The organism is Massilia sp. TWR1-2-2 (assembly GCF_049897565.1).
Lineage (GTDB): Bacteria > Pseudomonadota > Gammaproteobacteria > Burkholderiales > Burkholderiaceae_D > JAFCUW01.
Map to the genome: position 1 here is coordinate 88,816 of NZ_JAFCWM010000002.1, position 13,281 is coordinate 102,096.

A 13,281-nucleotide genomic window follows, 5' to 3' on the forward strand; every position below is an offset into this window, starting at 1 on the left:
TTGGGGTATTATTAGCTACTAGGTAACTAAATATTATCGAATTGGTTGCCGGCGTTTTGCCGTAGCGACCCGGAAAAAGGAAATTACATGGCCGTCCAGACGCGATCGAAAAACGCCGCACTCCTCCTCACCTTGCTCCTGAGCGTAGCCATCAGCGCCTGCAGCCGTACCGAAACGACCGAAACCTTGCTCGCCGATGCCAAGCAATACCAGCAAAAAGGCGACACCAAGGCGGCCCTGATCCAGCTGAAAAATGCGGTCGCCAAGAGTCCTGAAGATGGCGAGGCGCGCATGCTGCTCGCCACCCTGTACAGCGACAGCGGCGACGCCGTCTCGGCCGAAAAGGAAGTGCGCAAGGCGAGCAGCCTGGGCATCCCGGCCGAGCGTACCATGCCGCTCCTGGGCAAGAGCCTGGTCGCGACCGGCCAGTTCCAGAAACTGCTCGATGAAATCCCGCAGGCGGCGGCCGCCAAGTCGGCCCAGCTGTCGACCATGCGCGGCAACGCCTACCTGGCGCTGCGCGATGCGCCCAAGGCGAAGGCCGCGTACGACCAGTCGCTGGCGCTGCAAGGCGACGCCGGCGGCGCGCTGATCGGCATGACGATGTATTCGCTGGTGCAACAAGACGTCGCTGCCGCCGACCGCTATTCGGCTGAAAGCCTGGTCAAGGACCCGACCAATCCGGAAGTGTGGATGGTCAACGCGATGATGATGCGCAAGCACGGCAAGCCGGCCGAAGCGCGCAAGGGCTACGAGCAGGCGATCAAGCTGCGCCCGGCGCACCGCAGCGCCTACATCGAAAAAGCCTACATCGAAATTGGCGAAGGCAACTACGACGTCGCCGCGGCGGACCTGAAGACGGCGCGCAAGTACGCGCCGGGTAACCTGATGGTCACGTACGTGCAGGCCCTGCTCGACGCCCGCCAGGAAAAATTGCAGCCGGCGCTAGACGGGGTGACCAAAGTGCTCGGCGTGGCGCCCGATCACATGCCGAGCCTGTTGCTGGCCGGCCAGCTGGAGCTGCGCACCGGCGCCACCAAGCAGGCCGAAGCCCACCTGAAGAAATACCTCGAAGCGTTCCCGCAAGACGCGGCGGCGCGCAAGCTGCTGGCCCATGCCATGCTCAAGGGCGCGCAGCCGGCCGACGCCCTCGCGCTGCTGGCGCCGCTGACGAAGGAAGCGTCGCTCGACCCGCAGCTGATGGCGCTGGCGGGCCAGTCGCACATGCAAAACCAGGACTACGGCAAGGCGGCGGAATACTTCGAAAAGGCCAGCGTGCTGGAGCCTAAATCGGCCGAGCTGCGCACCTCCCTCGGCCTGTCGAAACTGGCCCAGGGCAACCAGGCCGGCGCCGTCAGCGAGCTGGAAGCGGCCGCCGTGCTCGATCCGAAATCGACGCGCGCCGGCGTCACGCTGGTGCAGACCGAACTGGCGCTGAAGCACTACGACAAGGCGATGACGGCCGCGCTGGCGCTTGAAAAAGCCCATCCGGAAGATCCGCAGGTGCACAACCTGAAAGGCGGTGTGTCGGTCGCCAAGGGCGACCTGGCCGGCGCCCGCGCCAGCTTCGAAAAAGCCGTCGCCTTGCAGCCGGCCTTTTTCCCTGCCGTGGCCAACCTGGCCCGGCTCGACATGCAGGACCGCAAGCCCGAGGCCGCCCAGAAGCGCTTCGAAGCGATCCTCGAGAAAGACAAGAAAAACGTGCCGGCCATGATGGCCCTGGCCGAGCTCGCCGCCATGCGCAACCTGCCGGACCAGGCTGGCAACTGGCTGGAAAAAGCCGTCGCCGAACGGCCCGAGGCGGTCGATCCGGCCCTCAAGCTGGCCGAGCACTACGCGCGCAACAAGCAGGAGCAAAAAGCGCTCAGCCTGATGAGCAAGCTGCAGACTGCCAATCCGACCCATCCGGGCGTGCTCGACATGATGGGCCAGATGCAGCTGGTCAACAAGGACGAGGCCGGCGCACTCGAGACGTACAGCAAGCTGGCCGGCCTGACGCCGAAGGCCCCCGCTGTCCACATGCGCCTGGCGTCGGTGCACATGATGATGAAAAACGAGCCGGCCGCGGTGCAGGACCTGAAGCGCGCGATCGCGGCAGATCCGTCGTACCTGCCGGCACGCGTCGGGATGGCCGAGCTGGCAATGAGGAAAGGCAATACGGACGAGGCGATGGCCATCGCGCGCGACGTACAGCGCGTCGATCCGAAGTCGGCCGCCGGCTTCATGATGGAAGGTGAATTGCAGCTCGGCTTGAAGAAGCCGGCACTGGCGCTGGCGGCGATGGAGAAGGCGTTTGCCATCGCCAAGACGCCGCAGGTGCTGGTCAAGATTTCCGAGGTGATGAAAAGCACCGGCAAGGATCCGATGCCGCGCCTGCAGCAGTGGCAGGCGGCCAACCCGAACGATGTCATCATCGCCGCCTACGTCGCTGAAATGTCGCTCGCAGCCAAGCAGTACAAGCTGGCCGCCGCCCAGTTCGAGGCGGTGCTGAAGATCGCACCGGGCAGCCCGGTGGCGCTGAACAACCTGGCCTGGACCTACCAGCAACTGGGCGACGCGCGCGCCCTGCCGACGGCGGAAAAGGCGCTGGCGGCCGCGCCCGAGAGCCCAGCCGTCATGGACACGCTCGGCTGGATGCTCGTCGAGCAGGGCAACACCGCGCGCGCATTGCCGATCCTCAAGCGCGCCGTCGCGCTGGCGCCGGCGGCCACCGAATTCCGCTATCACCTGGCGGTGGCGCTGAATAAAGCTGGCGACAAGGCGAATGCCAAGCTAGAATTGAATAAGTTGCTGTCGGACAATAAGCCCTTCGCCCAAATGGAAGAAGCTAAGGCCTTGTTGAAGGTTCTTTAAAGCATCTATTTGGTAAGCAAATGTAATCGAACACAATGCCGGCGGCCGTCGCAGCGCGATCTCCGGCACGCGCTGCTTCGCTGCACAACCGCAATGAGAAATGGTGAGGATCCCGTGAATACGATGGCTGCAGAGGTCGATGCCGAGGTAACCCCGGATTCGCTTGAGTCCGATTCACCCGCGCAATTTAATACGGAACAGGCTACTATAGCGTCCACCGAATACGAGGATATTATCGTGAATCAAGATAATTACGGTATCCGGCTGACCGACACTGCGGAAGGCCGGAATTCCGCCAGCCTGCTCATCAGCAAGATGTACGCTTGGCGCGGCTATGCCGGAACCCACCAGTTCAACGACGATCCGAACCGGATCACGTTGACAGCGACCGACAATGGCGAAGTCATTGGCACGCTGACGATCGGCATCGATTCACCGATCGGACTGATGGCCGACCAGGTGTTCAAGCCCGAGATGGACGCGCATCGCATGCGCGGCGCGAAACTGTGTGAATTTACCAAGTTCGCTTTCGACACCCAGGTCAAGTCGAAGACGGCGCTGGCCAACCTGTTCCACCTGGCCGTCATCTATGCGCGCGACATCCACGAGTGCACCGACATTCTGATCGAGGTCAATCCGCGCCACCGCCGCTTTTACGAGCACATGCTGGGCTTCCAGCGCGAAGCGGAAATGCGCAACAATCCGCGCGTCAACGCGCCGGCCTTTTTGCTGCGCGTCAATCTCGAGTACGTCACCGAACAGATCAGCAAGCATGGCGGCACCTTCGGCAGCGAGACTACCGAGCGCTCGTTTTACCCGTATTTCTTTTCGCCGCGCGAGGAAGCCGGTATTTTGAACCGCCTGCTACGCGTCGACCACGAGCAACACGCTGCCTGAGCTAGCAGGCCCAAGCCGCATCGCCGTCCGGCACCGTCTCCTGATCCAAGAATGAAAACATCGCTCCAGCCAAGTTCCGCCGCGACCGCCCCGGATTCGTCCTTTCCGTATGAGGAAGCGTTCGCGCGCAACATCGGCTGGGTCACCAAGGCCGAACAGGCCAGCCTGCGCGGCAAGCGCGTGGCGATCGCCGGCGGCGGCGGCGTCGGCGGCGTTCACCTGATGACCCTGGCAAGGCTGGGGATCGGCAGCTTTCACATCGCCGATTTCGACAGCTTCGACTATGTCAACTTCAACCGCCAGGTCGGCGCCAACGTCTCGACGTTGGGCCAGCCGAAGGCGGCAGTAATGGCGCGCATGGCGCGCGACGTCAATCCCGAACTCGACATCAAGATTTTCGACAAGGGCATCGATGCGGCCAACCTGCCCGCCTTCCTCGACGGCGTCGACCTGTACATCGACGGCCTCGATTTCTTTGCCTTCGACATCCGCCAGCAAACCTTCGCGCTGTGCGCCGAGCGCGGCATTCCGGCCACCACGGTGGCGCCGCTCGGCATGGGCGCCGCGCTGCTCAATTTCATGCCTGGCAAGATGACGTTCGAAGAATATTTTCGCTGGGGCAGCTTGCCCGAGGAAGACAAGGCGATCCGCTTTGTCGTCGGCCTGGCCCCGGCCGGCCTGCACCGCCCCTACCTGGTCGAGCCGTCGGCGGTCAATTTCGCCGAACGGCGCGGGCCGTCGACCTTCATGGCCTGCCAGCTGTGCGCCGGCATTGCCGCCACCGAAGCGCTGAAGATCCTGCTCGGGCGCGGCGACGTGCTGGCCGCGCCGCACGGCCTGCAGTTCGACGCCTACCGCAACCGGCTGGCGCGCACCTGGCGCCCGTGGGGCAACAACAACTGGCTGCACCGCATCGCCATTGCGATCGGCAAGCGCCAGTTCGCCCGCATGGCGCAGGCAAAATGAGCGAACTGTCCGTGATCCGCCAGATCCTTGAACTGGCGCGCTGGGCGCCGTCGGGCGACAACACCCAGTGCTGGCGCTTCGAGCTGATCGACAGCACCCGCTTCGTCGTGCACGGCTTCGACACGCGCGAGGACTGCGTCTACGACCTCGACGGCCACCCGAGCCAGATTTCGCTCGGCGCCCTGCTCGAGACGATCGCCATCGCCGCCAGCGCGCATGGCGTGCGCGCCGACGTCACGCGGCGCGACAGCGGCGCCGAACACCGCTACCTGTTCGACATCGAGCTGGTGGCCGACGCCGCCGTCACGCCGAGCCCGTTGCTCGGGTCGATCAAGGTGCGCAGCGTGCAGCGCCGGCCGATGAAAACGCGGCCGCTGACGGCAGCCGAAAAGCTCGCTCTCGAGCACGCCGTCGGCGACGACTACGAAGTGCAGTGGCTGGAAGGATTGCGCGTCAAGTTCCGCACCGCGCGGATGATGTTCAACAACGCCAAGCTGCGCCTGACGATGCCGGAAGCATACGAAGTGCACCGCCGCATCATCCACTGGGGAGTCGAGCGCAGCGACGACCGCGTGCCCGACCAGGCCCTCGGCGTCGACGCCGCCACCTTGAAGCTGATGAAGTGGGCCATGGTCAGCTGGGGCCGGCTGTCGATGATGAACACGCTGATGGGCACATGGGCGCCGCGCCTGCAGATGGATTTCGTGCCAGGCATCGCCTGCGCCGCCCACTTCGTCATCAAGGCCAGGCGCGCGCCGCAGACGATCGACGATTACGTCGCCGCCGGCCGCGCGGTGCAGCGCTACTGGCTGACCCTGACCGAACTCGGGCTGGTGATGCAGCCCGAGATGACGCCGCTGATTTTTTCGAAGTATGTGCGCGAACAGCGCCATTTCACGCATGCCAGGAACCTGCATGGCCGCGCCGCGCGCCTGCAGGAGCAGACGGCCAAACTGATCTTCAACGGCAGCGCGTTTCCGGTCTACATGGGCCGGCTCGGCGCCGGCCCCGTCGCGCGCGCGCGCTCGGAGCGGCGCCCGCTGGACGAGCTGCTGCAGCACTAGCCGCAACGCTTTTCAGTTACGCCAGCAGCGCGCAGCGCATCCCGTTCATGCCGAAATGCCGGATCAGGTCGGCGATGTCGGCATGGTGCCATTGCGGCAAATTCTTCTTCATCTCTGCCAGCTTCGCGCGCAGCGCCGGATCGTCGCCGCGGCGCGCCGGGCTTTTCAGCGCCACCATGAACGGCAGCGCGATCGTCGCATACAGCTTGGCGCGTTGCAGCAGCGGCTGGGCAGCCTTGCGGAACTCGTCCGGATAGAACGCCGCGTGCAAGGAGTTGATGTAATCCTCGGTAAACAACGCCGGCTGGCGGTCGGCGTACTGGTTGCCGAAATAGTCGATGCTGCGCTGCGCCTTCAGGTGGCCGAAGTCGACCATGTAGATCCCGCCATCGGCCTTCAGGACGCGCGCCACCTCCGCATACGTGCGCGCCAGGCAGTCGCTGTCGGGCAGGTGGTGCAGCGCCATCGTCGACACCACCGCGTCGATCGACTGGTCGGCGAACATCGACAGGTCGGTGATGTCGCCGTGGCGAAACGTCACATTGGTCAAACCCTGGCGCGTGATCAGTTCCTGCGCCTGCGCCAGCATCGGCGGCGACAGGTCCACGCCGATAAAGGTTGTCAGCGGATTGAGGCGCGCCACCATCGCCAGCTGGTTGGCCGGCCCGCAAGCGAGGTCGACGACGGTGTCGCCGGGCCGGATCACTTCACAGATGTTGGCTGCATGAAACAGGTAAACCGGCGCCATCACCGCGTGCTCGCGGCCCGCCTCGACATACGCGGCGACATTGGCCGGATCGTCCATCACCAGATCGGGCTCGGTGCGGCGCGGGCTGCGCTCGGAAGTGAACAACTCTCGGATGACCGATTGAACCAGGCGTGGACTAGGCATTGTGATTCCCATTATTCGATGCTGCGCTGATCGGAAGAGGAGCGGCGCGGATAAAAATGCTACCCGGAAATTATAATTGAGTAACGGTGTCGAGATTTCTTACAGTACGTTTTTCTTATCGATCAAAAACACGAAGCGTTCAGCGTAAGTCCTTGTTTTATAACGAACCCGGAAAGGGTGGCACGGTCATTGCTTTATGTTGATCGTAGTCGTAAAAAACAGCAGCGCTAAACATCAGGCGAAACAAGTTTAACCGCCATAGTGTTGAGCAGCAATAAAAACATTCAGAACATCATTCGAATTAATTGGAGAGTTACCATGATCAAATTTACCCCACGCCTGCGCACCATCGTCAAAGCAGTTCTGGCTGTCGGCGTTTTCGCCGCTGCTAACGCCAACGCCGGCATGATCTTCACTGTCGACCCAACCAGCAACGGTCTGGTCACCGTCGGCGGCGTCGTTCAGCCAGCCGGTATCGCCAAGTTTGACGCCGACAAAATTGTCGGTAATTCGACTGTGCGTCTGACGACCCAAGCAGGTCCTGGATTCAACTACAACGGCACAGGTTACATCCAGTACAGCGGCTTCGCACTCGCCAGCAGCAACGTCAACAACAGCTACCTCGGCGTTAATTTCCCAGGCGTCTTGCAGGGCTACAACCTGTACGCCACTTTCACCCAAACGTTCTCGTGCGCCAGTGCCTTGGCCGTCAATGTTGAGTGCAGCGTGACGTCGATCAACCTGAACCTGTTCGCAGATAAAATCAGCGACGGTTCTGCAACGTTCTCCCAAGCGACCCTGGCGGCTGATCCATCGGTCACTGGCGGTGGCACGCAAATCAAACTGGCATCGGGCAACTTCGCTTACGGCGTTGCTGGCTTGAACTCGCTGGGCGGCGCTTACCAGAACGTTAACACCAACATCGCTCTGACCGCAGCTGGCGCGAAATTCTTCGTCGCACCAAACCCGTTCTACAGCCTGACGTTCAATTCGTTTAACAACAACACCGGTGGCCTGGCTACCAACGGCGTTAATTTCGCCATCACCGACGAAAGTGGCGCTACCACCTTCTCCAACGCTCTGCAAGTTCCAGAGCCTGCATCGCTGGCCCTGTTCGGCCTGGCACTCGCCGGCGTCGCCACTGCCCGTCGTCGCAAGAACAGCAAGTAATAATAAAGCAGCAATTTATTGAAACTGCCCGGTGCAAGCCGGGCAGTTTTTTTTCGCCTGCAGCGAATGCATTCAAAGTGAAGCAACCGGCCCGATTTGGACGGGTCGGTGCCGAAGGACGTCACACCCCATCGGGGCCGAGCGGATCAGCTAGCTTTGGGGGAGATGAAGGCTTTGTGGAACAGGTGGCGCGCCAGCAGCAGCGGCGGCATGCGCAGCCAGTTGGCGCGGATGTACAGCAGGCGCAGGGCAATGCCGGTGTAGCGGTCGGCGCAGCTCGGGTGCGCCGGCAGCAGCGCGCGGCCGAACAGCGCATCCATCAGCGCCAGCAGCGGCGATGGCGGCCGGCCCGATGCCAGCGCCGCCGGCGGGACGTCGGCGCCGAGCAGGCGGTGGGCGTAGCGCAGCGCGTAAAACAGCGGCCGTTCCAATTGGAGCTGGGCGGCGCGTTGCGGCAGCTCGGCCCAGAAATCTGGCTCCCGGCCAAATTCCTGCAGCAGCCGGTGGATGTCGGCCAGGTCGCGCATTCCATGGTCGAACTCGCCATCGTAGAACAGGTGCACGGCGCTGTGCAGCACCATGTCGGCCGGCGCGAACACGCGCAGGCCGTCGTCGCCGTCGATGGAGCGCGAGGCCGACCGCAGCGCCGCCGGGTCGGGCCGCGCTTTCGATGTTTCCGGCAAAATCGCGTGGTGCACGTCAATCAGGCTCTGGCGGATGACGTGCTGCATCGGCGGCAATTCGTGCATCCATTCGCGATAGTAGCGCTGGTCGTATTCGTCATGGTGATTGGCGGCCCAGCCGTGCAGCATCAGCGCCGCCTCGACCGCGGCCAGCTGCTCCTTCGGCACCAGGATATCGATATCGGAAAACAGCCGGCCCGGCGCTGGTGGCAGGCCGGCCATCGTGTAGGCCGCGCCCTTGAGCAGGATCAGCGGCACGCCGACGCCGGCCAGCGCCCGGCGGATCTGCCGCACTTCGAAGCGCACTCCCTGGCGATGGCGCTCGCCCTGCGCATGCGCCCACGCGAGGTGTTCGCGGGCGGGCGGGGGAATGGCGCCAAGCTGGCCATGCTGCTCGGCGAGATAGTACAGCGCCGCCGTCAGGTTGGCGATGCCGGCCTGACGCAGCAGCAGGTCCCATTCTGCCAGGCTGAACTGGCCCATCCGTTGCGGGTCGCGAAAGGCCTGCACGGCCAGCGGCAGCGGCGGCGCCATCACGCCGGTGGCACCAGGCGCGCGAAGACGTCGACGGCGTCGTCCAGCGAACTGTAGCTAAATGTATACAGGCCGCTCGCGGCGATCAGGCCGGCCAGCGCGTCGAAGCCGTCGGCGCCGAGCAGGCTGTAATTGAAGGCATTGCCGGCCAGGTCCATGAAGGCGCGCGCCGGCGCCACCGCCTCGAGCGTCGCCGCGGCGCCGGCGCGGTACTGCGGAAAGATGATCCACGCCGGCCGTGCGCTCTCGAGGGCGCGCGCGACGCTGGCCGCCGGCGGCTTCATGTGCGCGATCGCGCCTTTGATGGTGTCGCGCACTTCGGGCGAAAACACCGCGCCCGGCGCGTAGCGGCGCATGATGTCGATCGACGCGTTCTTCAGGCTGATCGGGCGCGGCAGCGCCGCGATGGCGCCGTCGCCAAGCCGCACCAGCGCCAGCTCGTCGGACAGCAGGCGCCAGCCGCGCGTGACGAGCGCGGCGCACAAGGTGCTTTTGCCGGAACCGGACGGGGCCGGCAGGATGGCCGCAAGGCCATCCTTCTCGACGACGGCGGCGTGGATGATCAGGTAGCGGTTGGCCCGGCTCGACACGCACGCGTTCATCGACCACTCGAACAGCGGAAACGCCTGCGCAATCGGCAGCGGCAGGAACGGCGAGGCGCCGTCGGCGTCGAACAGCACCTGGCGGCGCCACCAGCGGCGCAGCCCGCCCGCCGGCGCCAGGCTGATGTGGAAGTCGGCAAACTCGGCGCCGTCGACCAGAGGATAGTCGGCGTACAGCAGGCCGATGCCATCGGCGACGGTGGCGATCGGGCTCCTGACGCAGGTGACGAAAGCGCCCGTTTGCAAATGGATGCCGGCGCCGCCAAGGCGCTGGCCCAGTTCGGCGCGCGACAGGCTCGAGACCGTCGTCATGCGGCCGGCTCGATCAGCACCAGCTTGTGCAGGTCGGCGAGCAACTCGGCGACCATGGCGTCGTCGACTTCGCCGTCGTCGGCATCGAATTCGGCGCGCACGGCGGCGGCCAGCGCCGTCTGGCTGGCCGGCCCCGCCTGCAAGGCAAGCAAGACGTAGAGCGCTACTTCGGTCAGCAGGTGGGTGTCGCCGGAGAGGTCGTTAAACAAGACCAGTTCGCCTTGCCACTGGCGATGGCGCAAGGCCTGGCCCGGTGTCAGGCACCAGGTCAGGTCGGTCGGCGGGACGGTAATGCGGAGATCGGTGATGGCGCTGCTCGTCTGAGAATCAGATCATTGTGCTTTTCAGGTAAGTGACGATTTCTGCGCCATCCCACGACGCGCCGAGAGTCGGCACGTATACGCCCTTGGTCGCGTACGAATACCAGATCGCTAGCACCTGGTTCGTGTTCAAAAAGGTGATCTTGCCGGAGCGCACGTTGAGCAATGTCGCCATAATGTGCATGGCGACATTATCCTTGTCGTCGCCGTTGGTCACCTTGTCCGGATCGACGACGTCAAAACAGTTGTATTTCGCCATCGCGCTGCCTAGGCCGCCGCAGTAGAAAGTCTGCTTGAACGGCGATTCGCCATTGGTCGAGGCGCCGCGCCACTCTTCGTGGTGGGTCTTCCAGTAGCCCGGCGAGCGGCCGACGCATTCCTGCTGAGGCCCACCCTTGCGGCTGTTATTACCAGACACCGTGCCCGATGGCGAGGTGCAGACGATTGCCATGGCTGGCTGGCTTGCCAGGGTCAGCAGCACGCCGCCCGAGGCGCCGGCGCCGGCCTTGGCAAAGCGGCGCCGCGCGGCGCCCTTGGCCGTCATCCCGGCCGGGAGTTCGCCAGCACCTGGCAATTCGCTGCCGGGGGCGTCGGTGTGTCGTTCGTTAGCCACGTCTGTGATCCTCTTAGGGGCGCCGCCGGGCCGTATGCCGGGCGCGACATTTCCATAAAACAATAAGCAATTTTCGTTCCATGCACCAATCCCGGGCGCCTGATCGCCATCGAATCAATGACTTACGCTAAACAGCCTGCAAATATTGACTGCCGCGCCTGCAGAAACATCAAACCTGTAAGAAAAATCGACAGGCGCTGTCCGCTATTTTAGAAAAAACTCTCGGGAATGACCAGCACATCGCCCGGGCGCATGGCGATGTTGGCCGAGATATCGCCCTTCTTGATCAGGTCATTCAGGCGCACCGGCATCTTTTCCATCTTGCCGTCGACATTGCGGATGATGCTCGCACTGTTACCCGAAGCGAACTCCGTGACGCCGCCGACGGCAATCAGCACGTCCATCAGCGACATGTCGCGCCGGTACGGCAGCGCCTGCGGCTTGGCGGCCTGGCCGATAACGCGGATCTGCTCGCCGTAGGTGCCGACGAAACCGGTGACGATGACCGTCACAACCGGCTGCTGGATGAATTTTTCCAGCGATTTTTCGATGTCGCGCGCCAGCTGGGTCGACGTCTTGCCGCTGGCCGGCAGGTCTTCCACCAGCGGGGTGGTGATCTTGCCGTCAGGGCGCACCGGCACCGACATCGACACTTCCGGATTGCGCCAGACGATGATGTTGACATTGTCGCCCGGCCCGATCAGGTAGTCGTGGTTGTCCGCCTGCGCCATGCTCGCCGCGTTGCTGGCGCCACCCTTGGTGGCGCAGCCGCCCAGCGCCAGCACCGACAGCGCGAGCGCGGCAACGGCGAGCCATTTGAACGATTTTGTTGGTAGTGTAGTCACGTCGATATCCCCTTGATGACACGCGGCGGCTGTAAAAAACGCATGCGGTCCGTGTTGTTTGCCAAAATATACTTGCTGTGGCGCCGAATAATTGTAATTTGAATATTTTTTTGCTCGACTGTATTTTATACCATCAAGCAGCGCGTTCAGGCTGTCACCCACTACAAATATTTTCTCACGGCGATTTTTGTTGCAATAAGTCACGAACATATTTGGCCGGAATCGCATACGCGATGCCGCTCGGCTGGCTGATGGCGTTTTCCTTGAGACCCTTCACGAACGTCATGTTGATCACCGCCAGCACCGTGCCGCTGGCCGGGTCGTACACCGGACTGCCGCTGTTGCCGGGATAGGCGGTGCCGTCGAGCTGGAAGATGGCGAACGGGGTGCGTTGCAGTTGGGCGATGGCGCGCACGTCGAGCGCGCGCGAACTGAGTGAAGGCATCACGATCGGCGTGATCGCCGCGAGCAGCGCGCGGTGGGTGGCCGGATGCAGGCCGAGGATCATGCCGAGTGGAAAACCGGTAAACGCCAGTTCCTGGCCTTCGACCGCGCTGTCGGAATCGCCCAGCGCCAGCGCCGGCAGCGGCGCGCCGCTGATGCGCAGGTGCGCCAGGTCGTGCGCGCGGTCGCGCCCGGCCAGCACGGCCGGGCGGAACTCGATCTGGCCGCCGCGCAAGATGACGACGCCGAGCGTCTCGCGCTTTTCGCTGTCGAGCAGTTCGGGCACGACGTGCGAATTGGTGATCACCGACAGGCCGTCGCCAACGACAAAGCCGGTGCCGTTGAAGGCGGTGGCAGGACTGCGCGTTTGCAGGAAGGTGCCGACGCCGACCACCGACGGCTTGACGGCGGCGATGGTGCGCGCCAGTTCGCTGGCGGCAAATGTCGGCAGCGCCAGCGCGCAGGCGGCCAGCAGGATCAACGGACGGGCGAAAGCGCGGGGCGACATGTGCATAGTTGAGAATACTGAATGGTTGAAGGTGCATGCCCGGCAAATCGCGCTGGAATCCGGCCGACTGCGGCACGATTGTCGTGTCCGGCAACCATACCAGATTTTCTAATGCGAAACGCTTTGTGATCGCACCGCGGCCTGGCGCCCAGCGCTCAGACGTCTATATATATATATATATGCGTAGTTAGCCATCGCACTACCGATTTTGACGTTGTGGACGCCAGAGTGACGGCGCTGGCCGCGGCGCTGAGGGCAATTGTTGTGCTGTGAACGGAAAACAGTGTGTCTGATTTGCCACGCCTCGGCCTTCTTGCATGTCTACTACTGTTCCAGGCGCTTTCCGATGCCAGAAAAAAGATTCTTTAAGGAATTTTATAGTGGTTCTGTGCAAAATCTTTGTGTTTATTACATTACTTGTGGCATTTTTTACGAAGCAACAATACAATGGCCCCAGTGCGTAAACCGGGAAGACGACCCCTTCGCACAAGCGAAAACCGATAGCCAATCGCAATCACGCTAGAATGGCGACCCGGCAATGTGTTGCAATCCATAGCATTTATTGCACGCCGGTCGGG

At 63.1% G+C, this 13,281-nt stretch carries 12 protein-coding genes; 5 read left to right on the top strand and 7 right to left on the bottom strand.

The window, feature by feature from the left end:
* Window positions 1-87: 87 nt before the first annotated feature.
* The 4 genes from prsT (at window position 88) to ACP7DD_RS02405 (ending at window position 5,780) form a co-directional block, all read left to right on the top strand.
* Window positions 88-2,853 (top strand): XrtA/PEP-CTERM system TPR-repeat protein PrsT, encoded by a 2,766-nt coding sequence (gene prsT / locus ACP7DD_RS02390; RefSeq protein WP_426173097.1) that lies wholly within the window; start codon window positions 88-90, stop codon window positions 2,851-2,853.
* A gap of 237 nt (window positions 2,854-3,090) precedes the next feature.
* Complete coding sequence (locus ACP7DD_RS02395) at window positions 3,091-3,750, top strand: N-acyl amino acid synthase FeeM domain-containing protein (protein WP_426173099.1); 660 nt, start codon at window positions 3,091-3,093, stop codon at window positions 3,748-3,750.
* A gap of 51 nt (window positions 3,751-3,801) precedes the next feature.
* Window positions 3,802-4,716: a ThiF family adenylyltransferase gene (locus tag ACP7DD_RS02400; protein ID WP_426173100.1), complete on the top strand. Its 915-nt coding sequence runs from the start codon at window positions 3,802-3,804 to the stop codon at window positions 4,714-4,716.
* On the top strand, window positions 4,713-5,780 hold the full coding sequence (locus ACP7DD_RS02405) for a molybdopterin biosynthesis protein MoeY (RefSeq protein WP_426173101.1): 1,068 nt from the start codon (window positions 4,713-4,715) through the stop codon (window positions 5,778-5,780). Before ACP7DD_RS02400 ends, ACP7DD_RS02405 begins: the two co-directional genes overlap by 4 nt.
* Before the next feature lie 16 nt (window positions 5,781-5,796).
* On the opposite strand, the gene ACP7DD_RS02410 is transcribed toward ACP7DD_RS02405, so the two are convergent.
* Complete coding sequence (locus tag ACP7DD_RS02410; RefSeq protein WP_426173102.1) at window positions 5,797-6,672, bottom strand: class I SAM-dependent methyltransferase; 876 nt, start codon at window positions 6,670-6,672, stop codon at window positions 5,797-5,799.
* Between the two features lie 318 nt (window positions 6,673-6,990).
* Between ACP7DD_RS02410 and pepA the strand changes: the two genes are divergently transcribed.
* The gene (gene pepA, locus ACP7DD_RS02415) at window positions 6,991-7,842 is read left to right on the top strand and encodes a flocculation-associated PEP-CTERM protein PepA (protein WP_426173104.1); all 852 of its coding nucleotides are present in this window, start codon (window positions 6,991-6,993) and stop codon (window positions 7,840-7,842) included.
* 146 nt (window positions 7,843-7,988) lie between these two features.
* On the opposite strand, the gene ACP7DD_RS02420 is transcribed toward pepA, so the two are convergent.
* From ACP7DD_RS02420 to ACP7DD_RS02445, 6 genes are all read right to left on the bottom strand, one after another.
* The gene (locus ACP7DD_RS02420) at window positions 7,989-9,059 is read right to left on the bottom strand and encodes a nucleotidyltransferase domain-containing protein (RefSeq protein WP_426173105.1); all 1,071 of its coding nucleotides are present in this window, start codon (window positions 9,057-9,059) and stop codon (window positions 7,989-7,991) included.
* The gene (locus ACP7DD_RS02425; protein WP_426173107.1) at window positions 9,059-9,973 is read right to left on the bottom strand and encodes an HprK-related kinase A; all 915 of its coding nucleotides are present in this window, start codon (window positions 9,971-9,973) and stop codon (window positions 9,059-9,061) included. The genes ACP7DD_RS02420 and ACP7DD_RS02425 overlap by 1 nt, the downstream gene beginning before the upstream one ends.
* The gene (locus ACP7DD_RS02430) at window positions 9,970-10,215 is read right to left on the bottom strand and encodes an HPr-rel-A system PqqD family peptide chaperone (protein ID WP_426173108.1); all 246 of its coding nucleotides are present in this window, start codon (window positions 10,213-10,215) and stop codon (window positions 9,970-9,972) included. The genes ACP7DD_RS02425 and ACP7DD_RS02430 overlap by 4 nt, the downstream gene beginning before the upstream one ends.
* 85 nt (window positions 10,216-10,300) lie before the next feature.
* Entirely contained in the window at window positions 10,301-10,906 is a 606-nt protein-coding gene (locus ACP7DD_RS02435; protein WP_426173110.1) for a hypothetical protein, read from the bottom strand.
* 209 nt (window positions 10,907-11,115) lie between these two features.
* Window positions 11,116-11,751 carry an XrtA/PEP-CTERM system exopolysaccharide export protein gene (locus ACP7DD_RS02440; RefSeq protein WP_426173112.1) on the bottom strand — a complete coding sequence of 212 codons (636 nt, stop codon included), beginning with the start codon at window positions 11,749-11,751 and terminating at the stop codon, window positions 11,116-11,118.
* A gap of 175 nt (window positions 11,752-11,926) precedes the next feature.
* Window positions 11,927-12,709 carry a S1 family peptidase gene (locus ACP7DD_RS02445; RefSeq protein ID WP_426173113.1) on the bottom strand — a complete coding sequence of 261 codons (783 nt, stop codon included), beginning with the start codon at window positions 12,707-12,709 and terminating at the stop codon, window positions 11,927-11,929.
* Window positions 12,710-13,281: the final 572 nt, after the last annotated feature.